A 24,340-nucleotide genomic window follows, 5' to 3' on the forward strand; every position below is an offset into this window, starting at 1 on the left:
ACTTTTAAAGCACATTTATTCTAATTCTTATCGAGAATACGCAAGGAGCGATCGCACTAAAATCAAAAAGGTGTAACTTCAAGGAGTTACACCTTTTAATACATAAGATATAGCTGTAGTTAAAAGCATGAATGCTAAGAATAGTAATACTTTTACCTTCTTCCTTCTGCCTCCTGCCCCCTGCCTCCTGTGATAGGTTCAAAATGTTCAACCATCGGAAACGGCTCGTAAAAATGATGGAGTAGTTGTTTCCATTGCTGATATTCAGGCGAACCTCTAAACCCGATTATATGCGCCTCTAAAGTTTCCCATTTCACCAACAATAAATATTTACCCCTGACTTCTACACATTTATGAAGTTCATGGGAGATGTAGCCATTCATTGATGAAATTAGAGGCGAGGCTTGTTGGAAAGCGGTTTCAAAATTTTGCTCAGTGCCACTTTTAACACTGAGCATTACTGCTTCCAGAATCATAATGTAGGATTACAAAACATTTATCCTACCATCATCTTGAATATACACCGAGCGATCGCCAGGAACCCGCCAAGTCGGACGCAGTTCCACGCGCAAGGTAGCTAAATTAGGTCGAGAAAGATTAGCTTCTACTGACCTACCCGTGTTATCCCAAAATATTAAAGATGTATTTGGTTCAGTACCTTCTAGCTGGTCTAAATATAAATTTTGTCCAGGATTTAGGGAAACCGGGTCAGTAATTGAAGGTTTTTGTAGTTGAAGCACACGGGGTGTTCTGTTAACCACTAGCACGCGGATACGTTGCCCTGGTGTAAACTGAATTGGAGCCTTACCACAGTTAGAAGCACAAGTTCCCGCCATTGAAATTTTAGAATCATTGCTGGCTGTCAATAGCAAAGTAGCGGTAATTAAAAAAGCTGATATTAATTTAGACATATCAGAATTTACACAGTTGGTATTTATGTAGATTTGAATACCTCAGCGTAACACCGTACTTAATAAATTGTGTATTAGTGTAAATCCTGATGCGAAAAAAGTTCTGAGTTGAAAGTGCTGAGTGCTGAGTGATTCAAAACTATCATCTCTCATCTTCTCTGCGACTCCGGGTCTCTGCGTGAAATCATTTAAAAAATGTTGGGTTACAGAGCAAATATTGTGTGTGCGTCTGCACCCAAGCGACCATCACTATTTGCTTTCTTGCATACTTCTGACGATTTTAGTCACCAGCTTTCTGGGGGTGAATCTAACAGTTTCCGTGAGTAGTTTATTTTTTAAGCCAGGAACAACCACAGTTTTGTTATCAAACAAAGCTTCGTAGCCGATTTTAGCCACAGTTTCCGCATCCATAATTTTTTGACCGCTGACAAGTTTTGAGTCTTCCATTGCGGCGCGTTTTTGGAAATTGGATTCTGTCGGCCCTGGACAAAGCGCAGTTACAGAGACACCTGTACCTTCTAATTCATTAGCGATCGCTTCTGAAAATGATAATACATAAGCCTTACTCGCATAATAAACCGCCATTAAAGGGCCTGGTTGAAAAGCAGCAGTCGAAGCCAAATTTAAAATTTTGCCATAACCTTGCTTCACCATATCCTTGAGAAACAACTTAGTTAAATGAGTCAGACACATCACATTAACTTGCAGCATTTGTAATTCCGCAGTTAAATCTGTTTCGTTAAACAAACCATAACTAGCAAATCCCGCATTATTAATCAGAACATCAATCTTAATAGAAGCTTGTTGTAACTCAGCAAAAATTTCTTCTGGCGCAGCAGGATTCGCCAAATCTTTAGCGATAACTTTGACATCAATCCTAAAGTTAGTTCTTAATTCCGCAGCAATTTGATGGAGTTTTTGCTCACTTCTAGCGACTAATACCAAATTGTATTTATCTTGAGCAAATAACTTAACAAATTCATAACCAATCCCACCCGATGCACCAGTAATTAGCGCAGTTTTTTTGCGATCGCTTTGCATAACTTTACCTTAATTAAAATTTAGAAAAAATAGTTAGTTATTAGTCATTCGCAATTTATTACTTATGACTAATGACTGACTACAGCAAAATCAATAATGTTTCCTAAAAATCTAAAAATCTCCCTCCTACCCTCCAATGCACTCCTAAAAACTCAGCGTAACTCTGCGCCTACCTTAGCGCACCTCTGCGTTTAACAAATTATTGCCATTTAGAAATTTCTAACTTAATTGCTGCTTTTGTCCCCACAACATCACGACCGCGCTGTGGTAAGAGAATATCAGCACCTACGCCGAGGTCAATATTTGGCTCTAAATTTTCAGAGTTCCAACAGTATTTTGCTTTGTATGTATCATCTTCAGCTGTGACATCCACAATTAAATAGTCAGACCATAAAGGTAACTGGTCGATGTGACTATCAAACAACCAATCTCTTTCTTTCTTTGTAAACGAATACAACGCCAAACGAATTGCATATCTACAAGTATTATCCGTATTCACTGCATAGCGAGGAATTAAGAAAGCTGTAAATAGTGGTACAGGCTTATCTCTGGTTAATTCCACTGTAATGGGACAATAACGGTCAATAGCTTGTTCGTGTATAGGAGTAGGAAGACCGCGCAAAGCCACACGAACTTCCATCTGGTAAAAAGTATTTTGGCGATCGCTTAATTCTACATTACTCAGAGACAGCTTGACCTTGATATCACCAAATAAAAACCGTTGCAGATTTTGATAGGCTTCTTCTGAATTCACCATCCCATAGCGTCCGCCATGAGTGCGATGAATATAAGCGCGATGCGCTCCTCTCACATAAGCTTTATCTAGCTGAACTAAACCATCACTTTGTGGCCCTACAGCCTTTTGTGACAAACCAGCACCACTTTCATAATCACGCGCATTCGTACCAATAATACAAAAAACGCGGTCTGGTGAAAAAGCATCATCTAGACTTTGCGGGTCAAAAGTTTGCGGTAGTGAACGCATCGAATTGAGTTTATTTTCGGGAGTGAAATATTCATACATTCTTTGGGGGCCAAAATCATCAGAATTATTCAATTTCACTGTATCCCTGAGACCTTCAATTAGGCCGCTACCAACTTGAAAATAAATCCCACCATGCGGTGTACCATAAGTAAATAATTTATCAATATGATCTTCAGCTTTTTCGCCGTTATCTGGATAAATTTTTTGCATCAAACTGCGACAGACAAGACCTCCCATTGAGTGAGCAATTAAATGAACTTTTTCTGCTCCACTTTCATGTTTGACAACATTAATTAAGTCTCTTAAACCCTTAGCTATTTCCTCCATTTCTAGTCTGACTGTGTTTTCATCACCAAAACTAGGCGAAGTCATATCATAAAATCGATAAATCCAAATAGTTTTGATATTACTACTCAGTTGCTTATTATCAAACACCGGGCGATAACCGTGGTCAGTCATCAATCGTAACAATGGACTCTCGAAAAAAAACTTTTCGGGAGTACCTTTTTCTCCTACACGAATATGAGTTGAACCACTATTAAATCCATAAAATGGATCATTTACAGTTTGGTCAACATCTTTATCTGTACCTGCATAACCGCGAACATAAATAATTGGTAAATAGTGCATTGATATCCTCCTTGTTTATTGTTATTAGTCATTAGTTATTTAACTAGTAACTCTTGATTATTGACTCTTAATACAAATATTTATCGTTCCCAAGTTACACCTGGGAACGACTAGTTAAAGACCAAGTATTTTGACGAGTTGTTTTAGAAATTTTTCACAAACTCGATCAGGGCTTTTTTGTCATCATCAGATAAATTAGCACCAAAAGTATGACCCCTATCTTCAACAAAGTCAGGAGATTTATTCGCTCTTAATAAGACACGGGCGAGTTTACCTTTGATACCGCCTTCTGGCCTTAAATCTTGGAATAAGTTACCTAGATTAAGAGAAGTAATTGCCTCTCTCATATTGACATTTGCCAACAAGTTGACAGGCATACCTTTAGGTACAGGTAAACGCAATCTGGGATTGGGATCTCCTGGGGGCAAATCTAATTTAGTTTTGCGGTCAGTTCTGCTGATAATGCCTTCACGTTTTTCTGGCCAGAGCATTTTTTCCATAGCATCGGTATAGGCTGCTATCCGACCTTTCACAGAAGGATCTTCGTTATACAAACCTAGGGTGTTGTTATGGAGAAATGGTGCTGTTGCCCAAACACTAATTAGTGAAGGTGTCCGATAATATCCTAAGCCGCCTTCAGGTATTGGGAAATTGATCGGTTTGGCTTCGTTGAAGGGATTATACAGCGTCAGTTCACCAGGAGAAGGTAGTTCTTTATAAGTTTTAGAAGAGAACTGATCCCAGATATGCCCTTTGGTGGCGTTAGTTCCTAAAGAACGGGAAATATTCGTACCAATCAGTGTAGCTGGGTAGCGTTGGTCATCCGATAAGAAATTGTGGTCGAGGAAATTACTACTGAGTACAGATTCTTCGTACCATTTCTTAGCTTGGTCGGGGTCAGCCGCAATTTCAGCAGGTGGCTTCTTACTAGAGTGACAAGATGCACAGGTATCAGCAAAAACTATCTTGCCGCGTTCGAGAACCTTTTCATCTTTGGTTAAGAAAGCTTCACCACCGGGTGCATCTTTGAGGTGCATCGGTTGGATAGTTTTGAGAAATGCTTCTGCATCAGCCATGCGTGCTTCCGTTTGTCTCCAGCCTTCGCAATTCTTTCTGGCTGTTTCGATATCAAAAGGACGTTGCGGAGTTCTGCCTAACATTGCTTCGTGCAAGCTTAACCAGTAGTCACCACACATTCCAATGTTGACGTAAACACGCAAAGAAGCAATAGCTACCCCTGTGGAATCTGCACCATCTTTGAGAATGTGATTGACATTTTTGGTGGAACCGTCGTTCATCACCTCTGGGTATGTGGGGCGATCGCCTAAATTAAAAATGGCGTTAATCGCATTAGGATTATTAATGTGATCTGTAGCAATCCGCGATGTGTCAGATGTGCCTGGACGTTGAGCATCTAGGACTTGCTTGATGAAGCTATCATCCCTGAGTTTCGTAGAAAATAATTCGCTTTCTTTAATATACTGATTTCCCAAAGCGGGAACGAGGTTTTCCCATTGTGGGTGTTCTTTATCTTTGGGTGGGTTCAGTGGGTCTAAAGCAACGTGACAAATAGCACAAGACTGGCCAATCAGATAAGGTGGCTCAATTTCCGAATCCTTAATGTATTGGTCATAGTTCCATTTTGCTTTGTCAAATTTGGGGTTGGGGAACTTGCGTAACCCAATCACACCAGTAGACAGGGGGTCTTTACACTTATCCAACAAAAACCCATATTCATCTTCTTCTTTGGCTTTTTCACATCCAGGATCGTTGATTGCGCCAAAACGTTGCAAACGCTGATCATGGTCATACTGCTTCGAGTTAATCAGCTGGAGTAGGTCAACACCACCGTGGGTGCGCTTGGCAATGTCTCGATAGTATGTAGCATTACCACCAGTCCATAAGTACCAAGTACAACGACCTCTTTTTTCAGCTTCGGTAAGATTCTCCTTAGTATATGGCGGGAGATATCCGATACCATCGCAGTTATCGGTATAAGCCGCATCATTATACTCATTGGAGATAGGAGCAGGTGTTTCACTATACTCACTAGCTAGAGCTATTGGTGTGCTATACCAACCGCAAAATGTAATTGCGATCGCAGCGAAGACCACCAAACAGCCTTTCCACAATAGGCATATTTTGTTCATAAAACTCTCAATGAGTAACACCTAAACTTAATCAGGTGCATCTTAATAACAAAGCTTCACAATTAATTCGCTATGTTCCTGATTGATCCTTCAGAGATATTTAGCGAATAAATCATATTGCACCTTAATTTAGGCACTGTCATCTATGAAGTTACTACACAAGCTTGGCAAACGTCACTAAAAAATTTGCTCCTTTGTGAACTGATTTCTTTAAAAAATTGTAAATTTATCCTGGTGTAACAAACTGTATTTGTTATCTTGTAAGCGACATTTAAAACTAGGCTAATTTTGTAACAAATTGTTGTGTAGGAGAGTGCGTTAATATTGCGTTAACCTTGGTATCAAAAAAAGTATTTCTTAAGATTTGATTCGTTGAGGTTGCTAGTTTCACTCAGTTATAAAAAAATCTGATTTAATGGCTCAACCTTTATCTGGTAAGCCTTCAGTTTAATATTTGGGCAGCAAACTAAGTAACAAAAAATTAATCTTCTACATTACATCCGAAAAACATAATCTTGAACTTGTAAGTATTCAAAACAAAACCCCAGAGTATCTATCAATAATATTTATCTGGGTTGTTTTTGTTTACACAACGCTATGTGTAAATTTTTTTTACACCTAACCCCCAACCTCTTCCCTTGTAGAGAAAGGGAGCAAGAATCAAAGCCTCTCTCCTCCGGGGAGAGAGGTTTGGACAGGAGTTAAAAAAATAAGTCGCACTCGCGTATTAATACTTGATTCTATTGCAAATAGGAAGGAGAGTATGGAAAACGATATTATCTTTAAGCCATTGCAATTTCGGAATCTCACTGTCAAAAACCGGATTTTTCGCTCCAGTATATCCGGTAGGTGGGATAACTATGATGGTTCTGGTACTCAAGCCAGAATTAACTGGGAAGAAAAATTTGCCCGTGGTGGAGTTGGGGCAATTATTACTTCTTTTGTACCAGTAGCAATTCGTGGTCGAATTATGCCTAATTACGCCACAATTCACTGCGATGAACGGATTCCTTTTTGGCGCAAAGTAGGTGAAAAAGTCCATGAATATGACTGTAAATTAATTTTGCAACTCAGCCATTCTGGAAGACAGCAAGACATTGGCGGTGTAGAAAATGACGGTTTAAAAGCCTTAAGTTCTACCAGCAAAACTGAATCATTCCACGGCTTACTTTGCCAAGCGATGACTTTGACAGAGATTAAAGAAACCATCCAAATGTTTGCTGATGGTGCTAGACGGGCGCGTTTAGCTGGTTTAGATGGTATAGAACTACACAGTGGGAACGGTTATTTATTCAATCAATTTCTCAGTTCAGGAATTAACGATCGCACCGACGAATATGGTGGTTCACTAGAAAATCGAGCGCGGTTTTTATTAGATGTAATTCGCGCAATTCGTAAAGAAGTCGGCGAAGACTTCCACCTACAATTTAAAATTAGTGCCATTGATTACAACGATGCGGTAATTCCTTGGGAGAAACCCGGAAATACTTTAGAAGAATCTGTACAGATTTGTAAATGGGCTGAAGAAGCCGGTGCAGATGCAGTCCACGTATCGGTAGGAAGTTTATTTCCTCATCCCCTAAACCCCATTGGAGATTTTAATTTTGAAGTCATTACTAAAACCTATGACACAATGCTCTCCAGCGGTAATCAAACAATTCGCAACTACATCTTATTCCGCTACAAATTGTTGAATCCAATTTTCAAATTCTTGTGGAATCGGGTGAAGAAACAACTCCCACCGCCAGCATTTAACGGTAATTATGTCTCTGATGATGAAATGAGAAAACTCTTGATAGAAAACCAAGGGAGAAATTTACTTTCATCACGCGCCATTAAACAAGCCGTCAATATTCCGGTTTTGTGTACTGGTGGTTTTCAACAAGGTTCGTTTATTCGCCAAGCCATTGACGACGGCTATTGTGATGGTGTGACAATTGCTCGACAATTGATTGCTAATAACGATTTACCAAAACAATTACAACAAGGTAAAGACTTACCAGATAGACCATGTACCTATTGCAACAAATGCCTACTCAACGTCATTGAAAACCCCTTGGGTTGTTATGAATTAAGTCGCTTTGATAATGACTATGAAGCGATGATGACAGAAGTTATGTCAGTATTTCATGGCGATGAGTCAGCAAAACATAACACCGAAGTTCCGGTCTTACATGTTTAATTTGTCATTTGACCATTGACCATTAACTCTTGACTATTAACCAGAGAGTGACTTTGTAATGACTCAAACAAGCCCTACGCTAGTTCCCAGCGTTGTAAAAGGAACTAAAGCGGTTTTCAAGTGGGTTTTGGGTGCAATTGTGGGAGTTATCGCAGTAATTGTATTTCTCATTTGGCCTGCTATTTCTAACTCCCCAGTTGATTACGCCGATATCCAAGACCATTTTAAATACGGTTCTATTGGTAGTGAAGAAGTAAATGGCGTTCCGTATTGGATATGGAAAGTTCTGCCAGAATTATTTCCTGATAAATTACCCGATAAAGGTTATACTTCCTTGGGCTTTATTCAAGAACCGGGAAAGGATTTACCGATTGGGTTTTCGCAACGGCGGGTGTTTATTAACCGTGTTGGCTTGAATTGTGCGGTGTGTCATACAGGTACACTGCGTGAGACACCAAATAGCGATCGCCAAATCAAGACAGCAATGCCGGCTAATGTAGTAAACTTGCAAGGATACATCAAATTCTTATCCGAAGTTGCTATAGACCCGCGCTTTACAGCCAACCGGATGCTCCCAGAAATTGAAAAAATTAGTGGCGGTATCAACCCAATTGAAAAATTAGTTTATCGCTTTATTGCCATTCCTCAAACGCGCGACGCACTAATTAATCAAAGAAGTCGCCTGTCCTTCATCTATCAGCAACCAGATTGGGGGCCAGGTAGAGTCGATACTTTCAATCCTTATAAAGCAATTCAATTTCATTTTCCAATGGATAAATTGCGTGAGGATGAATTAATTGGCACATCAGATTTCCCCTCCGTATGGAATCAAAAACAGCGTAAAGACATGGAATTACACTGGGATGGGAATAACGATTCTGTTGACGAACGGAACAAAAGTGCGGCTTTAGGTGCGGGAGTTACACCCACCACAATCGATATAGATAGAATTCAACGAGTAGCTGATTGGTTGTGGACATTACCACCACCAAAATATCCATATCAAGTTAATCAAACTTTAGCAGCTACCGGAGAAACACTATTTGCCAATAATTGTGCTAGTTGCCACGCCTTTGGCGGAAAATATACAGGTAAAGTTGTTCCCATTCAAGAAATTGGTACAGACCCCCATCGTCTCAATTCCTTTACCTACCAAACCCTATCTAACCAAAATACTTTGTATGCAGGTTATCCTTGGCGGTTTAATCATTTCCGCAAAACGAATGGCTACGCCAATGCACCACTAGATGGTATTTGGTTACGCGGCCCTTATTTACATAATGGTTCCGTACCAACATTGCGAGATTTGCTGGAAAAACCAGAAAATCGACCCAAAGAGTTTTATCGGGGTTACGAAGTGATTGATCGAGAAAAAGTCGGGTTTGTGTCAACTGTTGCCCAAGAAAACGGCAAACAATATTTTAAATTTGATACGACCAAACCTGGAAATAGTAACAGCGGTCATGTATATGGAGTAGAACTCTCACCAGCAGAAAAAGATGCGTTGGTTGAGTACATGAAGCAGCTATAATTAGGAGCCAAAAAAATGAATAATTACGCAAAATGGTTTAGCCGTGTAACTTGGCTGGGCATTATGGTGAATATGCTTTTTGTCATTTTCTCTTGCTTCTTTCCAGAGTTTATGCTGTGGTTTTTAAAGATGCACCAACCAGACCCAATTATCTGGGTAAGAACGGCGGGAATGCTGTTATTTATCATTAGTGCATTTTACATTCCTGGAGCCATAGACCCTTATAGATATCAGGCAACTGCTTGGATTTCTATCTTTCCTTCCAGAGCATTTGGTTCGACATTTTTTATTTGTGCCGTGTTCTTTTTTGGGCAAGATAAAGGCTTTTTATCTATTGCCTTTGTAGACTTATTTTTTGGTGTAATAGAAGCGATTTTCTTAACTCTAGCTTTGCGGAGTGAAAATGCTGAGGCGATCGCCAAAGAACCAGTCAAACAATTCTCCTAATTTCTACCAAGGAGCAATGTAATGTTATGAAAATTTTCAAAGAGAAATTAGGCAGAATTCTCGTCAGCATTGCTTTAGTTGTTGTTTTACTAGTCGGGGGAGTAGGATACACAGCTTGGTATCATTTATTTCGGGATGTGCCGCTGACCTACAAATCTCCAGAAGAACATTTTAAATATGGTTCTATCGGGACAGAAGCAGCCCAAGGGATACCTTATTGGATTTGGTTAGTACTTCCCCGTATCTTTCCCGATAAACTACCAGGGCCAGGTGGTTACACTTCTTTAGGAATTACTTGGGAAGAAGGCAAAGAAACCCCAATTGGTTTTACTAAAAAAACCATTGGTTTTCCCCGCGTAGGGATTACTTGTGCGGTATGTCATACGGCTACCTATAGAACTAGTCCCTTAGAAAAACCCCAAATTTTTCCTGCTGGGCCTTCTAACAAATTTAACTCGCAAGCTTATGTGCGGTTTTTGGGTGCAGCCGCCAGCGATCCCAGATTTACCGCCGACTATATCCTGGACGAAATCAAATATAATCATGAGTTTTCTTGGGTAGAAAACTTACTTTATCGCTTTTTGATTATTCCCCAAACTAAAAAAGCCCTACTGCAACAAAGCGCCGACTTCGCCTGGATGGATTCTCGTCCCAACTGGGGGGCTGGTCGGATTGATCCCTTTAACCCAGTCAAATTCAACACTTTAAAACTGCCCAAAGATGACACTATCGGTAACTCTGATATGATGCCAATTTGGAATCAGGCATTACACAAGGGATTTGCTTTGCATTGGGATGGTTTAGAAACTTCTCTCAAAGAAACTGTACAAACAGGCGCAATTGGGGATGGTGCAACCAAAGATTCTTTACCTGTGGCTGATTTACAACGAGTAGAAGACTATATCAGCGAACTTTCCCCACCCAAATATCCCTTTGCAATTGATCAGAAATTGGTGAATAAAGGGAGTCAAATTTTTGCTAATACCTGTGCATCTTGTCACGCCTTTGGTGGTGAAAGAACAGGTACAGTTATCCCTGTAGACGAAGTAGGAACAGACCGCCATCGTCTAGATATGTGGACACAACAGGCCGCCGACACCTACAACCACTTTGGTGACGGTTATCCTTGGGACTTTAGCCAATTACGCAAAAACAACGGCTATGTGGCTGTATCTCTGGATGGGCTGTGGATTAGAGCGCCATATTTGCATAATGGTTCTGTTCCATCTCTGCAAGATTTGTTAGAAAAACCAGAGAATCGTCCCCAAACCTTTTATCGGGGTTACGATGTTTACGATTCGCAAAAAATTGGCTTTATTTCCGCAGGAGAAGAAGCTAAACGTGTAGGTTTTAAATATGATACGACCGTTGCTGCTAATTCCAATCAGGGACATGTTTATGGTACTGATTTGCCCAGTGACGATAAAAAAGCACTGATTGAGTACTTAAAAACTTTGTAGACCTGAGCCGCATCGTCGTTTCGCCAAAACTTGCAGAAAAGGGGTGTTGTAATGGCTACAGACTACGTTTTGTTTATTCATGGTGTGACTATCCGCAACCCGAACTACGCTGATGAACTGTTTCAACGGTTAGCGCAAAGTGCGAGCGATCGCAATTTCCATAACATCCCTTTTTACTGGGGTGATATCAATCAACAACCAGAAACTAAACTACTGGGACAACTCAGAAGTTCATCCGATTGGAATCAGATGTGGTTCCACAACATTCGGGAACAGCAAATTCTTCCTTTTACTGGAGATGCTGCACTTTATATCAGCCGTTATGTAGGCGCAAAAATCGTTCGCAAACTCAAAAAACAGATAGCTGACAGTGGACTACTGAAAGCCAAACCCGATGATCGACTGCATATAGTCACCCACAGTTGGGGAACAGTCATGTTATTTGACATTTTGTTTGCCAGTCGGTGGGAAGATCAAAATGCACCCGCCCATGATGATGTGATGGCTATTCGGGATGCCATTTTTGGCGTAGATGGGGAAAATCGCGATCGCTATCAAGGAATTAAAATTGCCAGTATTCACACAATGGGTTCACCTGTAGCCATCTTTAGTTTGACCGATGTCAAATCAGATCAAGATGAGACAGGTGCAAGCAGTAGTCACGACATTACACCCAACCTCCAAACATTCGTAGGTCAAAATGAGATAGGTGCAAGCAGTAGCCACGACATTACACCCAAACTCCAGACATTATTAAAATCTCTGCAAGAAGAAGCAAGCCCAAGAGAAAAACTACCTTGGTGGAACTATATTCATCCTGCTGATCCCATCGCCTACCCACTGCAAAAAATGATGATAGATTTAGTGGATGGTTACACTGAATACTTAGATATCCAAGATACTATCACCCACAGCACAGGATGGTTAGGCTGGTTAGAAAATCTCATTGCACAAACTCCACTTGCACAAACCAATTTACCTTTACTGCTGTCTCTGCTACCCGACAATCCACATGGTAGCTATTGGCACAATGATGAAGTAATTAAAAAAATCATTCACGTTGTGAAAAATAAGACCCCCAAAGCTAATTCACTTTCTCGTTCTGTTTAAGTGTAACTCTTGTGGTGCAGGCATCTTGCCTGCACAAGTTCAGTAGGTTGCGTTAAGGAACAAAACCCAACATCATCAAAACTTTGTTAGATTTCGTTATCGCTACCATTCTATGAACTGAGTAATTATAAATTCCCTACTCACAAATCATCATGAAACCATATTTACCCCAGGTAGATCCTAATCCTAACATCCGCAAAGATGAGCTAGTAAAAAATCAAGCAGATTATAAATTTAATCACAATTATCTAGCTCCTATTCCCGTTATAGATAAAGTCCCTCACCAAGAATTATTCTCCGCAGAATATACGGCTAAACGCCTCGCTAGTATGGCAAATTTAGCACCAAATATGCTGGCTGCCAAAGCAAGAAATTTCCTTGACCCTTTAGATGAATTAGAAGAATACGAAGAACTATTAACGCTGCTACCTAAACCAGCAGTGATGAACAATTATAAAACAGACTCATGTTTTGCCGAGCAAAGATTATCAGGTGCGAACCCTTTAGCTATTCAAAGAATTGAGAATTTACCAGAAAATATTGGAGTAACTAACGCACATTTTCAAAAAGCTGTCGGCACAGAAAGTAGTTTAGAAGCGGCTCTCAAAGAAGGTAAACTTTATCTATTAGACTATCCCACACTCTTTGATATTAAAGGTGGTACCTCTCAAAACCTGAGAAAGTATTTACCTAAGCCGCAAGCTTTATTTTACTGGCAGAGCAACGGTTTACCAAATGGTGGTTCCTTGCGTCCAGTAGCAATTAAATTAAATAATGATGCTGGGACAGATGGATTGATTTACACTCCTGATGACCCTTATCTAGATTGGTTTTTAGCAAAAACCTCTGTGCAGATTGCTGACGGAAACCATCAAGAATTAGGTAGTCATTTTGCTTATACTCATGCTGTTATGGCTCCTTTTTGTATTGCCACAGCACGCCAATTAGCAGCCAATCATCCCATTGCTTTACTACTAAAACCGCACTTCCGGTTTATGTTATTTGATAACGATTTAGGACGCACTCACTTTTTACAGCCAGGTGGGCCAGTCGATGAATTTATGGCTGGTTCTTTGCAAGAGTCTTTAACTTTTGTCGTGAAAACTTATCAAGAGTGGAGTGTCGAGAAATTTGTCTTCCCGACATTAATGAGAAATCAAAATATGGATGATCCAGAAATATTACCGCATTTTCCCTTTCGAGATGATGGAATATTAATTTGGGATGCCATTCAAAAATTTGTTACAGACTATCTGCAACTTTATTACCAAACTTCCCAAGATTTGAGCGAAGATTATGAATTACAAAATTGGGCAAGGGAATTAGTTGCTCAAGATGGTGGTCGCGTTAAAGGAATGCCAGAAAAAATTGAAACCATAGACCAATTAATTCAAATTATCACGGTTGTAATTTTCACTTGCGCTCCTTTCCACTCTGCTTTAAATTTTTCTCAGTACGAGTATATGGCTTTCGTACCGAATATGCCCTATGCAGCTTATCATCCAACGCCAGAAAAAAAGGGCGTGGATATGCAAACTATTATGAAGATATTACCACCTTTCAAGCAAGCTGCTGATCAAGTAATGTGGACACATATTTTAACATCGTACCACCACGACAAATTGGGGTATTACGATGAAGAATTTTCTGACCCATTGGCACAGGAATTAGTGATGCAATTCCAACAGAATTTGCATGATATAGAACGAAAAATTGATATTAGAAATCAAACCCGTCCTATACCTTATAATTACCTCAAACCTTCGCAAATTATTAACAGTATCAATACTTGATGGAAGTAAAAAGTAAAAAGGTAACAAGAAAAAAATAATTTTGCCTTTTTACTTTTAATTTTTTACTTGATTAATCTCGCATCTATCCACACAGGAGAATCTATATGTCAGGTCAACAAGTTACAGTTACTGCTCGTCTAAAAGTAAAGCAGGGTTTAGAAGATAGATTTCGGCAAGAGTTTGAGCCTGTGATTGCGATCACTCGTAGCGAAGATGGATGTATTAATTATGATTTACATCAATCCATTGAAGACCCATCTTTGTTTTTGCTGCACGAAAATTGGGCTAGTCAAGCAATTTTGGATCTGCATTTACAACAGCCGTATATTCGGGCGCTTGGGGCTAAAGCTGAAGAGTTTTTGGTAGAACCGCCAGAAGTGAAGTTATGGCAACAGATTGTTAATAATTAAATCAAGTTAAAGTTATATCCCCCCTAGCCTCCCTTAAAAAGGGGGGAATTTGAATGTTTATTGCTCATAGCTGCAAAAGGGGGATTTGTGAATATTTAAATGTGGTGAATAACTATGACCGCAAAGGTGTTATTGTATGGTGCGACTGGCTATGCAGGGAAATTGATAGCGGAAACTGCAAAAAGTCAGGGTGTAGATTTAATTTTGGCTGGACGAAATCAAAGTACGTTGGTATTAGCGGCGGAAAAGTTAAACTTTGAATTTCGTGTTTTTAGTTTGGATGATTCTCAGGCGATCGCACAATCTCTCCAAGATGTTACAGTTGTCCTCAATTGTGCAGGGCCTTTTGCCAAAACTGCCAAATCACTGGTTGATGTCTGCTTGCAAACTCAAACCCATTATTTAGATATCGCTGGGGAAGTTCCGGAATTTCAAGCTTTAGCCGCACGGGACACGGAAGCGAAAAATGCCGGAATCATGCTACTTCCTGGTGTCGGGTTTGGTGTCGTCCCGACTGATTGTCTTGCAGTTTATCTTAAATCTCAGTTACCAACCGCCAACACTCTCACATTAATCTATGAAACTGAAGGCGGTGTTTCTCAAGGAACTGCTAACACTGTTCTGCCCAGCTTACATGAAATGGGTGTAGTCAGAACAGCAGGTAAATTGATTCCGGCTCGACCAGCCGAGAAAAAACGTCAAGTTGATTTTGGTGCTGGTGTTGTCACAGCGGTAACTAACCCCTGGCGTGCTGATATTGTCACTGCATTTCACAGCACTGGAATTCCGAATATTGAGACTTACACAGTTTTTCCCAACCCTGTAAGTTTCCTCATGGAAAGCAGCCAGTATTTAGGCTGGTTATTTAGCTCATCACTGTTTCAAAGCACCTTAGCTAATTTAATTAAAAAATTACCCCCAGGGCCAAGTGAAGCAGAACGCGCTAAAGGTAAGGTTGGAGTTGTCGGTATTGCGGAAGATAAATCTGGTCGTCAAGTCACAGCGACACTTATCGGCCCGGAAGCATACAATTTTACGGCTTTATCTGCTGTAGTAGTTCTCCAACACATCATCAAAGGTGAAGTAAAGCCAGGATTTCAAACCCCAGCTAATGTTTACGGCGCTGATTTAGTATTAGAAATACCAGGAGTTCAGCAATTTAACAGTACACCTGTGGTTGTTTAATTGGCTTGGCATAAATTTGTCTCACGCAGAAGCGCAGAAATGCACAGAGGGTCAGAAGTTCTATTTCTTTTTACATCCATTCACCTTGTAAAGTGAAAGCTGCCCAGTAATAAGGTGCAACATATTTTTGAGTGCGCCAAATTTCTAGTTGTGCTTTCCTTAAAGCTGCCGCAGGTGTTAATCCAGTTTTTAGCATATTTTTATAAAAAGCTTTCATCAACTCTGATGTTGCTTGATCATCAACACTCCACATACTTACCACCACTCGTGGGCTACCTGCATACATAAATCCTCTAGTTAACCCGACTAAACCTTCGCCCTTTACTTCTTCTCCCAATCCGGTTTGACAGGCGCTGAGAACTACTAATTCTGCTTTGAGGTTGAGGTTGAAGACATCGCGCAAGCGTAAAAAGCCATTCTGTGGCATTCCCTGAGGATCAAATAGCGATAATACTACTCCTGATAATTCTGGATGTTTGCTATTGAGAATGCCATGAGTAGCAAAATGGATTATCCGATATTGACTCAAATTTTCGCTGCTTGCTGTTGTTCGACTAGCGTTAAAATCTACAGCTTCTTTGCGTTGATTAACAGGTACAAGAGCCAGAATTTGCTCGGCTTCTTGGCGTGTAAAGCGTAGACGCTCAAAGTTAATATCTGAGTCTGCGGCTGATTTGCTTAAAGCCAAGCTGTCTAAATTGCTTTCTAGCACAGGTGAGTGCGATACTTGTGCTTTATTTTGCAAACGCTCATCATTGCGATTAAAAATAGGATCTGCCAACACAACTAATGTTTTAGGTGGAGATTTGCGTTCTTTGTGTTCACTTCTGAGGATAGCTAATATCGATGCTGATGGGAGAGTAATAATTTCATGGTTGAGCAGTAATGGTTCATATTGAGTACCGCTACCCGTTGTCAGCGACGCAAATGGTACATATTGCAAAGCACCATCGCTGACGATCGCTAAACGTTGTTTTTGCAATTTTTGGGCGACTGGTGCAAGTATGATTTTAGATAGAGCATCTATAGATTGACTATGCTTTAAATAAGGCATAGTGATTTCTTGACGGAACTTCTGCACAATCGTTTCAATATCTGCTCGCTTGGGTAATTCGTAACTGGTAATACTTTTATTGGTAACTAACCACAAGTAACTGCGCTTTTTCCCCAGAGAATATTCTAAAAGCAAGGTGTTATCATCCAGGACTTGCTGTTGAATTTGCGCGAGTGCGAGAGGTTGGGGTTGAGTTAGTGCGGCATAACGGGGACTGGTAGCCCGAATTTGTGCCTGGATTTGTTGATATGCTTCTAAAAGTTTTTCATTTTCTTGATCTAAAGCTTGTACCTGTTCTTCAGTGTAATTACCTTGTAACAGTTGGATGCGGCGTTTTTCTAAAGCATCAAGTTGTTGCTGCAACTTGCGTTCTTGAACAAGTAATTTTGGCTCTACACCTTGACGAATATCAGTGTTGGCTTCACTCAGCAGTTCCAAAAGACTACGGGCGCGGGAACGTTCGCTGGTTTCTAGTGCTAAAGCCGCATATCCTTGTTCTGGGTGCTGTTTGTGCAATTGCATCAACACATCAATGTAGAACTGATAATAATTTTGTACTGTGGCAAAATATGAGGTGCGGAGTTCTTGAGAGTCAATTTTGCTGCGGAGGTCTTCAACAATTTTGATGACTTTCTCTATCTCCGTCAGGGCTGTATTTAATTCTCCTTGGTCATATTTAACAGTGGCGACGTTATAGATAGTATGAGCTTCTCTAGATTTGTCCCGCAATTGTTGATAGATAGGGAGAGATTGGTTGTAATAATCCAGCGCCTTTTGCTGTTCTCCTAACTGGAAATAAACTTCACCAATGTTATTTAAAGTAATTGCTTGCCCTAATTTATACCCTACTTGTTGAAATATGGGCAGAGATTGATTGTAATAATTGAGCGCTGTTTGTTGTTCACCTAACTCAGAGTAGATTTTGCCGATATTACTGATAGCAATGGCGTTATCGGCTTTGTCTCCCCCTTGTTGAAATAGTGGTAGAGATTGGTTCAAGTAATCCAGCGCTTTTTGCTTTTCTCCTAAGTCAGAGTAGGTTTTGCCAATACTATTTAGGGTACTGGCGATCGCAGCTTTATTGCCTACTTGTTGTTTGAGAATCAAAGATTGGTTGTAATAATCTAATGCTTTTTGCTGTTCACCTAAAAAACTGTAAACAGTACCGATATTACCTAAAGTTATGGCTTGGCCTGCTTTATCTTTTACCAATTGTCTCAGGGGTAGAGATTGGTTGTAATAATCCAGCGCTTTTTGCTTTTCCCCTAATTCTGAATAAATTTTGCCAATGTTATTGAGGAGTGTGGCTTCCCCAGCTTTGTTACCGATATTTTGCTCTATGGCTAGAGATTGCTGGTAATATTCTAGTGCTTTGTATTTGTCGCCGAAATTGGAGTAAATTTTGCCAATATAAGCGAGAGTAAAGGCTTCTGAAGCGCGATCGCCTGCTTGACGATATAATACCAATGCTTGTTCAAATTTAGCGATCGCCTGTAGTAAATATTCTGATCTGCCTTCCTGATTTCTGCGCTGATATAATTCTTTTCCTTGCCCATATACTTGTTGAGCATTAGCACGAGTCACATTCGGCGTATTTGTTTGGGCAATATTTACCGGATACTGTACCGCAGTTGTGGAACTTGCTGCTGAAAGCCACAAAACATTAGTCAAAATAATGATTGTCCAACCCGCTATAAATGGAAGAAATTGCCATTTTATCAAGCCACGTATCTTCCACCTAGCCATAAAATCACCTTTATTCTCTAAATAAATTGCCTAATTTTAGAATTCCCAAAAGTGAGCTAAAAAATTCAGGGCTAATTTTATGTTGGTGCAAAGGAGATAATTATTAATTGATTAACTAAAATTTAAGCTTTGGTAATCATTTTTAAGAAAATTTTAAAAATACAATTTAAACTGCTTTTAAATTTATCTAGGATAAAATAAGGCAGTCCATATCAATAATTTATGCAGCCAACCAAAATAGGATTATTTCTAACGTAAAATTTTGAATCTCAGGAACCAATACAAGGCTAATAAACATCTCCAAAAATGATGGAAGGGCGTAGGCTCCGCCTATTCGCCCCTAATCTTGGGAATACAAACTTTAGATGTAGTATGTGATACTGTCAAAACATCTCAGAATGTAGCTTACTCTGTAGCATTTTATTCTTAAATCAATAAAAAATCTATGTATCGATTCCAGGTTAGTGCATATACACAAACTGGTGAATCCATTGCTCTGGTTGGTTCTACTTCCGAGTTGGGATTGTGGGATATTACTAGATGTATTCACCTCCGCACCAGTGCCGATCGCTATCCTTTATGGTGGACAGACGAAATTGAGATTCAGCCATCTGGAGAATCAGGCGATGGACAGAGCGTGGAATATAAATATGTCCGTTTTGATGCCAAAAGTTGGGGTGAATGGGAAGGTTTTGGGTTCAATCGTTGGTTGCCGATTAATCATCAGCATTCAGGTACTATTGTTGTGGATGATGGGGCATTCGGTTATTTGCAGCCTTATCCCTTTGGCTATACTGAGCAGCCAACTCCTGTTAAACAAAGTTTAGGAGAAGACAATTTAAAAATCGTCGTCATTGGTAGTTCTGTCGCCTTGGGTCATAAAGCCTGGCTGTTAGACGGTTGGGTTGGACAACTAGAGCAAGCTTTACAGCAAAAATATGACCACAGAGTAGTCAATGTTTCCGAGGTGGGAGCCAATGTCAGCAGAACGATCGCCCGCTTTGGTTCTGTAGTAACACCAGAACAACCAGATATAGTTATTATTGCCCTATCTCTGGGTAATGAAGGATTAGCTTATTGTTCCCCTCACGAACGGCGAGCAATCCAAAGGCGGTTTGAAAGCGGGTTGCAGCAGTTGGTAAAAATGACGCGCCAACTAGGAGCGCAGCCGATTTTGGGAAGTGTCTATCCCAATGGTGATTATTCTCCTGAGCATTATTGGCTGTTACAAGAAACACACAATCGGATGTTAAATTGGGGTGTACCGATTTTGGATTGGTTGGCAGTGTTAGATAATGGTCAGGGACGCTGGCGTGATGGTATATCTTTCGACCCGGCGCATCCCAACACTATTGGTCATCGCTTGATGTACGAGGCGATTAACCTGCAATTATTTGACATCGACAAAGCCGAATTAGCCACAGAAAACCAACATTTTTGGCAACCGAACGAAATCCCCATTTATCTTGATAATGCAGGCTTTTATGTTTGTGCTTGTATCGCAGAGAAGGGTTTACGAATCAGCAATCCATCAAAATACAGTTACACCATTGCACCTTATTGGCAAGAAATCCAAACTGTATTGCAAAATAAAGCCGGATTGCTCCCAGGTATTTACATTGCTAAAAATCCCCAGATAGGAACACTCCCCTTCTTTGCAGTACAGGAAGATGGCGCGATCGCCACAACCGTAGAAATACTCCCTGGTGCTGATGTCGAATATACTGCATCATTCAATCTATTTGCGCCGAACAACTCCCAAGTTTTGTTCTATGATGGGCATTTAGGAATTTTGCAAAAAGATGAACACCACCTCTGGGTAATCAACGAATCAGACCACGAGTACAACATCCATCCCATGTGGAAAGAGGTGCGAAACGCCCTTAAAGCAATGCCAGCGGGTGTTTATGAAGACCCACTGCATCCTGAAATTCCTTTCCGTACAATGATGATTGGCAATCAGGGACTAGAAAGTCGGGTGAAACTCCCACCCCAATCTGCGGTGTTATTTCAATATCAATGTCAATTATCAGACATTAGTAGAGTAGCAATTGTCCCATTAGGCGATCGCTGTGCTGTGCGAATGATGCTGTATAAAATGGAATATGACGGCCCGGCTTTTCCCTTTGACCTTACCCGCACTACCAAGATTGCAGACATCGCAGATATCATCGAAAATCGTTTTGATGATATGTGGAACCCCAACTTCCTGCATTACAATCCAGAAGCATGGAGAATTTACCACAGCAAATGGTCTGGTTTATCCTTCGCCCATGAAGTTGAAGAAACAGACGACCCTGTAAACGATATGTCTCCTGTTTATGAACGGATGCGAGTGCGCTATACAGCACGTTCCCAAAGATTTTGGTACACAATTGAAAATTGCGACCAAGCACTTTTTGTCCGCACTGGGATAGGCGATCGCGGTGGCGTGATAGATTTGCTGAATAAACTAGAAAAACAATGCCAAGGTAAACCATTTCAACTTTTGCTGCTTTCTTCCCAAGACTCTGACGAATTTTTAGACATCCCAAATGTGCTGCATTACAATGTCGAGTTTAACCCCGATCTTATGTATGACGACTTAGAACACTGGATGTACTGCACAGAGATTATGCGCAAAATTCTAGAATCTCTGGGTATTTCCAGCAAAAACCTGTTTTGGTGTCCCCCCAACGTACCTGTTAAGGGATGAAAACTCTCCTTGTACCTATATATTTGTCAATGTAAATCACAATTTCCATAAGACCATCAACACTGTTAAGCTGGTGTGCATTCAAGTTGCAAATGCTGTGCTTGAGACTGTCATTAGTCATTTGTATTTACAAATGACTAATGACAACCTTTACAATTCTGTGATTTAAACGTGTTTTAGTTTAATACAGTGACAAGCACATCAATTAATACCTTTCATAGCGACCAGCAACCCAACGCCGACCGCGCGGTGTTCTTTCCCAGTGCGCTGGAACCCATCTCTGGCGTACAACTTTACGTACAACCACAGGTCGATGGTTATCACGTCTGATAATAACCTGTGCGGCTGATGCTTGATTTTGCACAGCAAATATTGAAAGTGGTAGAGCTAGTAAGGTTCCAGCAAGGATGCGTTTCATCATATTCAAATCTCCTGGAGTTTTTTATTGCTAAGTTAGCTACAGCCTTCCTTAAGAATTCGTCAATTACACCCGTTAGCTAACCAGAGAAAATACTTTTAGCAACAGCGTTTCCTTTTACGGAATTTCACTAATGAGACAAGTATTTACGCTAGTAAATCAGGTATCAATTATTTTCTAATTCTCAATAAGATTGCTGGTTAACTTTCATTTTTAGTTTAGAAAACTCCGCAGAAATAAGGATGTGAAGAAAGTATTGATTATGAGATGACTAAAGTCATAAACTATGGCAGAAGGCAGGAGGCAGCTATGCTGGAAGAAAGTCTTACTATTTATGGCATTCAAGCTTTCAAATTGTCCTAACATATCTGACTAGCAATATATTTTGAAATTACTATGTTGCTAATCAGCACTGTGCGATAAAACTCAAAAAAATGGGGATAAGCCTCAGCATACCCCCATTTTCAAACATCAGAAATTAGCACTTATGAACTAGCGTTTTGCAACTCAGCAGTGCGGACTGATAGCTGTTGTGTCTGAGTACCTCGTTGAACTTTTAGCTGTAAGGATTGACCAAGGTTGGTGTTTTCCACAAAGTTCTGCAACTGTTCTGCATTTGTAATGGCTTGTCCATCTATTTGCAGGATGACATCACCACGGCGAATACCTGCTTTAGCCGCTGGGGAATTTTGAATAACTCGCATCACTAAAACCCCGTTCACTTCTGGGATTTCAAATGTAGAGTTGGGGTCGCTGTTATTTTGTTTAGCTAATTCGGGTGTTAATGTGACCATCTGCACACCTAAATAGGGGTGAGCAACTTTACCATCCCGTTCCAGTTGTGTGGCAATCGCTTTAGCTTTATCAATGGGAATAGCAAAGCCAATACCCATCGCATCAGCCCGAATTGCGGTGTTAATGCCAATTACTTCACCACGGTCATTCAACAATGGCCCGCCAGAGTTACCGGGGTTAATTGCTGCGTCGGTTTGGATAAAGTCTAGGCGTTTGTCAGAAATTCCTACTTGGGCGCTAGAACGCTTGAGGGTGCTGACAATACCTAAAGTAACTGTATTATCAAAGCCTAAAGGATTACCAACTGCGATCGCCCAATCTCCTACTTGTACAGCATTAGAAGAACCCAATGGTGCAACGGGCAAATCTTTACCAGCGTTAATTTTCACCACCGCTAAATCTGTCACTTCGTCAATACCTTGAACTTTGCCTTCAAAAGTACGACCATCCTTGAGACGAACTGTCACTTTATCTGCTTTATCAACAACGTGGGCATTGGTCAAAACCAAACCACTTTTATCAATAATGAACCCAGAACCAAGACCGCGCAATTGTTCTGGCGGTAATTGTTGAGAATAAGCATCACCAAAAAACTGCCGGAAAAAAGGGTCTTCCATAAAAGGGTCGACCCGACGGCGAGTAATTGTGCGTTCTGTGTCAATTCTCACTACAGCTGTCCCAACACGATTCACTGCTGCTGTGACAAAACTACTATTACCAATAGCAGCCGTAGCTGGTGATTGTCTTTGGGCAATTAATTCTGGTGTATCACCAACTTTTGCTGAACTGGGTGCAGGTTCCGCTTGGGAAGGTAACACCCGCAGAGTGCTAACTGTGAGCAAGACTCCCAAAAATATGGCGAAAATATGGGTACTAAGTCTACGTAGAGAACGGGTTATTTTGGACAATCGCATAATCACAACCTAAATTTTAGAAGCCGAATTTTTGCTTAGTCGTGACAAATCTATCTAAAGTTATTTTTACAGGTAGGATGAAATTCCTGCGTACTAACTTTTGTCTACCGCTTTAGATACTCAATACTGGAACTAAAGCATCTTGTTTACTACCTGTAATTTAAATTAATTGAAAATTTCCCCTGATAGCTATTACGGACATTTACCCTGATCAGGTTCGGGTATCACCAAGACTTACGCACAAAGATTGTCTGTGGAGACTGGGTGTGGAGGTGTAAGGGTTTTTAATAAGTACACCTTGCTGCTTACAAATAAGCATTGCTGCGATCGCTCAATATTTTACGAAATTCTTCTAGGGTAACTGTTCTGCAACCTGACCTTGAGTGAATAGAGCTATAATTTAAGGTAGGTGATTTTTAGCTAGAAGCATGAAGACAGTAGCAATTTTGCCAATTTCTGATGCTAAGGGTGAGAAATCCTATCGTGCGATCGCTGGAGATAAACATTCTGTTGGCAAAACTGCGGGACAAGCTCTTGATGCCTTAACTGCCCAGTTAGATGAAATTGAATTTAGCGCACTACTGATTATTCAAAGCTTTCGTTCTGACTCGTTTTTCAGTGCCGAGCAACAAGAACGCCTATCAGAGTTAATGAATCTATGGCGGTTAGCACGAGATCAACAGCAGCAATTGCCGCCAGAACAACAAGCAGAATTAGATAGGTTGTTGAAGCAGAACTGAGAGCAGCAACAGCCCGAACCTCAGCCTTGATACAGCAAGGGAATTCATGAATCCCTACTATAACTAATCGCACAATCAGCAAACCATTGTTGTGAGTATTGCAAAGCCCCGGAAGTCGTTTTTAATTTTCCACATTTAGAATT

Annotated in this window: 18 protein-coding genes; 10 read left to right on the forward strand and 8 right to left on the reverse strand. The window is 40.5% G+C overall.

What is annotated here, in order from left to right; translation table 11 throughout:
* Positions 1-152: 152 nt before the first annotated feature.
* The 5 genes from NCWK1_RS08270 to NCWK1_RS08290 form a co-directional block, all read right to left on the reverse strand.
* Complete coding sequence (locus tag NCWK1_RS08270; protein ID WP_103124376.1) at positions 153-476, reverse strand: antibiotic biosynthesis monooxygenase family protein; 324 nt, start codon at positions 474-476, stop codon at positions 153-155.
* Between the two features lie 9 nt (positions 477-485).
* Positions 486-911 (reverse strand): hypothetical protein, encoded by a 426-nt coding sequence (locus NCWK1_RS08275; RefSeq protein ID WP_103124377.1) that lies wholly within the window; start codon positions 909-911, stop codon positions 486-488.
* Positions 912-1,160: 249 nt separating this feature from the next.
* Positions 1,161-1,952, reverse strand: coding sequence for an SDR family NAD(P)-dependent oxidoreductase (locus NCWK1_RS08280; protein WP_096579390.1), 792 nt, complete (start codon positions 1,950-1,952; stop codon positions 1,161-1,163).
* Between the two features lie 199 nt (positions 1,953-2,151).
* Complete coding sequence (locus NCWK1_RS08285) at positions 2,152-3,567, reverse strand: esterase/lipase family protein (protein WP_103124378.1); 1,416 nt, start codon at positions 3,565-3,567, stop codon at positions 2,152-2,154.
* A gap of 143 nt (positions 3,568-3,710) precedes the next feature.
* Positions 3,711-5,717, reverse strand: a complete 2,007-nt coding sequence (locus NCWK1_RS08290) for a hypothetical protein (protein ID WP_103124379.1) — start codon at positions 5,715-5,717, stop codon at positions 3,711-3,713.
* A gap of 763 nt (positions 5,718-6,480) precedes the next feature.
* On the opposite strand from NCWK1_RS08290, the gene NCWK1_RS08295 reads away from it, so the two are divergent.
* The 8 genes from NCWK1_RS08295 to NCWK1_RS08330 all read left to right on the forward strand — a co-directional run bounded on the left by NCWK1_RS08295 (position 6,481) and on the right by NCWK1_RS08330 (position 15,835).
* Positions 6,481-7,899, forward strand: coding sequence for an NADH:flavin oxidoreductase (locus NCWK1_RS08295; RefSeq protein ID WP_096579396.1), 1,419 nt, complete (start codon positions 6,481-6,483; stop codon positions 7,897-7,899).
* Between the two features lie 58 nt (positions 7,900-7,957).
* Positions 7,958-9,430 (forward strand): c-type cytochrome, encoded by a 1,473-nt coding sequence (locus NCWK1_RS08300; protein WP_103124380.1) that lies wholly within the window; start codon positions 7,958-7,960, stop codon positions 9,428-9,430.
* A gap of 15 nt (positions 9,431-9,445) precedes the next feature.
* The gene (locus NCWK1_RS08305) at positions 9,446-9,877 is read left to right on the forward strand and encodes a hypothetical protein (protein WP_103124381.1); all 432 of its coding nucleotides are present in this window, start codon (positions 9,446-9,448) and stop codon (positions 9,875-9,877) included.
* Between the two features lie 26 nt (positions 9,878-9,903).
* Positions 9,904-11,337: a c-type cytochrome gene (locus tag NCWK1_RS08310; protein WP_103124382.1), complete on the forward strand. Its 1,434-nt coding sequence runs from the start codon at positions 9,904-9,906 to the stop codon at positions 11,335-11,337.
* Positions 11,338-11,388: 51 nt separating this feature from the next.
* Positions 11,389-12,447: a hypothetical protein gene (locus tag NCWK1_RS08315; protein WP_103124383.1), complete on the forward strand. Its 1,059-nt coding sequence runs from the start codon at positions 11,389-11,391 to the stop codon at positions 12,445-12,447.
* A gap of 152 nt (positions 12,448-12,599) precedes the next feature.
* Positions 12,600-14,240 (forward strand): lipoxygenase family protein, encoded by a 1,641-nt coding sequence (locus NCWK1_RS08320; RefSeq protein ID WP_103124384.1) that lies wholly within the window; start codon positions 12,600-12,602, stop codon positions 14,238-14,240.
* A 104-nt stretch (positions 14,241-14,344) separates the two neighbouring features.
* Positions 14,345-14,650 (forward strand): putative quinol monooxygenase, encoded by a 306-nt coding sequence (locus tag NCWK1_RS08325; protein ID WP_103124385.1) that lies wholly within the window; start codon positions 14,345-14,347, stop codon positions 14,648-14,650.
* A 114-nt stretch (positions 14,651-14,764) separates the two neighbouring features.
* Positions 14,765-15,835, forward strand: coding sequence for a saccharopine dehydrogenase family protein (locus tag NCWK1_RS08330; RefSeq protein WP_103124386.1), 1,071 nt, complete (start codon positions 14,765-14,767; stop codon positions 15,833-15,835).
* Between the two features lie 70 nt (positions 15,836-15,905).
* Here NCWK1_RS08330 and NCWK1_RS08335 read toward each other — a convergent pair whose 3' ends face one another.
* Positions 15,906-18,635 carry a CHAT domain-containing protein gene (locus NCWK1_RS08335; protein ID WP_103124387.1) on the reverse strand — a complete coding sequence of 910 codons (2,730 nt, stop codon included), beginning with the start codon at positions 18,633-18,635 and terminating at the stop codon, positions 15,906-15,908.
* A 445-nt stretch (positions 18,636-19,080) separates the two neighbouring features.
* On the opposite strand from NCWK1_RS08335, the gene NCWK1_RS08340 reads away from it, so the two are divergent.
* The gene (locus tag NCWK1_RS08340) at positions 19,081-21,330 is read left to right on the forward strand and encodes a DUF1796 family putative cysteine peptidase (protein ID WP_103124388.1); all 2,250 of its coding nucleotides are present in this window, start codon (positions 19,081-19,083) and stop codon (positions 21,328-21,330) included.
* A 205-nt stretch (positions 21,331-21,535) separates the two neighbouring features.
* Here NCWK1_RS08340 and NCWK1_RS08345 read toward each other — a convergent pair whose 3' ends face one another.
* Both NCWK1_RS08345 and NCWK1_RS08350 read right to left on the reverse strand, forming a co-directional pair.
* A complete protein-coding gene (locus NCWK1_RS08345; protein WP_103124389.1) occupies positions 21,536-21,751 on the reverse strand; it encodes a hypothetical protein in 216 nt (71 codons plus the stop codon).
* A 482-nt stretch (positions 21,752-22,233) separates the two neighbouring features.
* Entirely contained in the window at positions 22,234-23,457 is a 1,224-nt protein-coding gene (locus NCWK1_RS08350; protein ID WP_103124390.1) for an HhoA/HhoB/HtrA family serine endopeptidase, read from the reverse strand.
* 428 nt (positions 23,458-23,885) lie between these two features.
* Between NCWK1_RS08350 and NCWK1_RS08355 the strand changes: the two genes are divergently transcribed.
* On the forward strand, positions 23,886-24,197 hold the full coding sequence (locus tag NCWK1_RS08355) for a hypothetical protein (protein ID WP_245894858.1): 312 nt from the start codon (positions 23,886-23,888) through the stop codon (positions 24,195-24,197).
* Positions 24,198-24,340: the final 143 nt, after the last annotated feature.

It is taken from the genome of Nostoc cycadae WK-1 (assembly GCF_002897135.1).
In the GTDB taxonomy this organism is placed as follows: domain Bacteria; phylum Cyanobacteriota; class Cyanobacteriia; order Cyanobacteriales; family Nostocaceae; genus Nostoc_B.

Excerpts from the sequence above, each read along its gene's own strand:
- NCWK1_RS08310 (WP_103124382.1), top strand. The coding sequence starts at position 9,904 with ATGAAAATTTTCAAAGAGAAATTAGGCAGAATTCTCGTCAGCATTGCT.
- NCWK1_RS08350 (WP_103124390.1), bottom strand. The coding sequence starts at position 23,457 with ATGCGATTGTCCAAAATAACCCGTTCTCTACGTAGACTTAGTACCCAT.
- NCWK1_RS08340 (WP_103124388.1), top strand. The coding sequence starts at position 19,081 with ATGTATCGATTCCAGGTTAGTGCATATACACAAACTGGTGAATCCATT.
- NCWK1_RS08320 (WP_103124384.1), top strand. The coding sequence starts at position 12,600 with ATGAAACCATATTTACCCCAGGTAGATCCTAATCCTAACATCCGCAAA.
- NCWK1_RS08295 (WP_096579396.1), top strand. The coding sequence starts at position 6,481 with ATGGAAAACGATATTATCTTTAAGCCATTGCAATTTCGGAATCTCACT.
- NCWK1_RS08325 (WP_103124385.1), top strand. The coding sequence starts at position 14,345 with ATGTCAGGTCAACAAGTTACAGTTACTGCTCGTCTAAAAGTAAAGCAG.
- NCWK1_RS08280 (WP_096579390.1), bottom strand. The coding sequence starts at position 1,952 with ATGCAAAGCGATCGCAAAAAAACTGCGCTAATTACTGGTGCATCGGGT.
- NCWK1_RS08330 (WP_103124386.1), top strand. The coding sequence starts at position 14,765 with ATGACCGCAAAGGTGTTATTGTATGGTGCGACTGGCTATGCAGGGAAA.
- NCWK1_RS08335 (WP_103124387.1), bottom strand. The coding sequence starts at position 18,635 with ATGGCTAGGTGGAAGATACGTGGCTTGATAAAATGGCAATTTCTTCCA.
- NCWK1_RS08300 (WP_103124380.1), top strand. The coding sequence starts at position 7,958 with ATGACTCAAACAAGCCCTACGCTAGTTCCCAGCGTTGTAAAAGGAACT.
- NCWK1_RS08270 (WP_103124376.1), bottom strand. The coding sequence starts at position 476 with ATGATTCTGGAAGCAGTAATGCTCAGTGTTAAAAGTGGCACTGAGCAA.
- NCWK1_RS08285 (WP_103124378.1), bottom strand. The coding sequence starts at position 3,567 with ATGCACTATTTACCAATTATTTATGTTCGCGGTTATGCAGGTACAGAT.
- NCWK1_RS08290 (WP_103124379.1), bottom strand. The coding sequence starts at position 5,717 with ATGAACAAAATATGCCTATTGTGGAAAGGCTGTTTGGTGGTCTTCGCT.
- NCWK1_RS08315 (WP_103124383.1), top strand. The coding sequence starts at position 11,389 with ATGGCTACAGACTACGTTTTGTTTATTCATGGTGTGACTATCCGCAAC.
- NCWK1_RS08355 (WP_245894858.1), top strand. The coding sequence starts at position 23,886 with ATGAAGACAGTAGCAATTTTGCCAATTTCTGATGCTAAGGGTGAGAAA.
- NCWK1_RS08305 (WP_103124381.1), top strand. The coding sequence starts at position 9,446 with ATGAATAATTACGCAAAATGGTTTAGCCGTGTAACTTGGCTGGGCATT.
- NCWK1_RS08345 (WP_103124389.1), bottom strand. The coding sequence starts at position 21,751 with ATGATGAAACGCATCCTTGCTGGAACCTTACTAGCTCTACCACTTTCA.
- NCWK1_RS08275 (WP_103124377.1), bottom strand. The coding sequence starts at position 911 with ATGTCTAAATTAATATCAGCTTTTTTAATTACCGCTACTTTGCTATTG.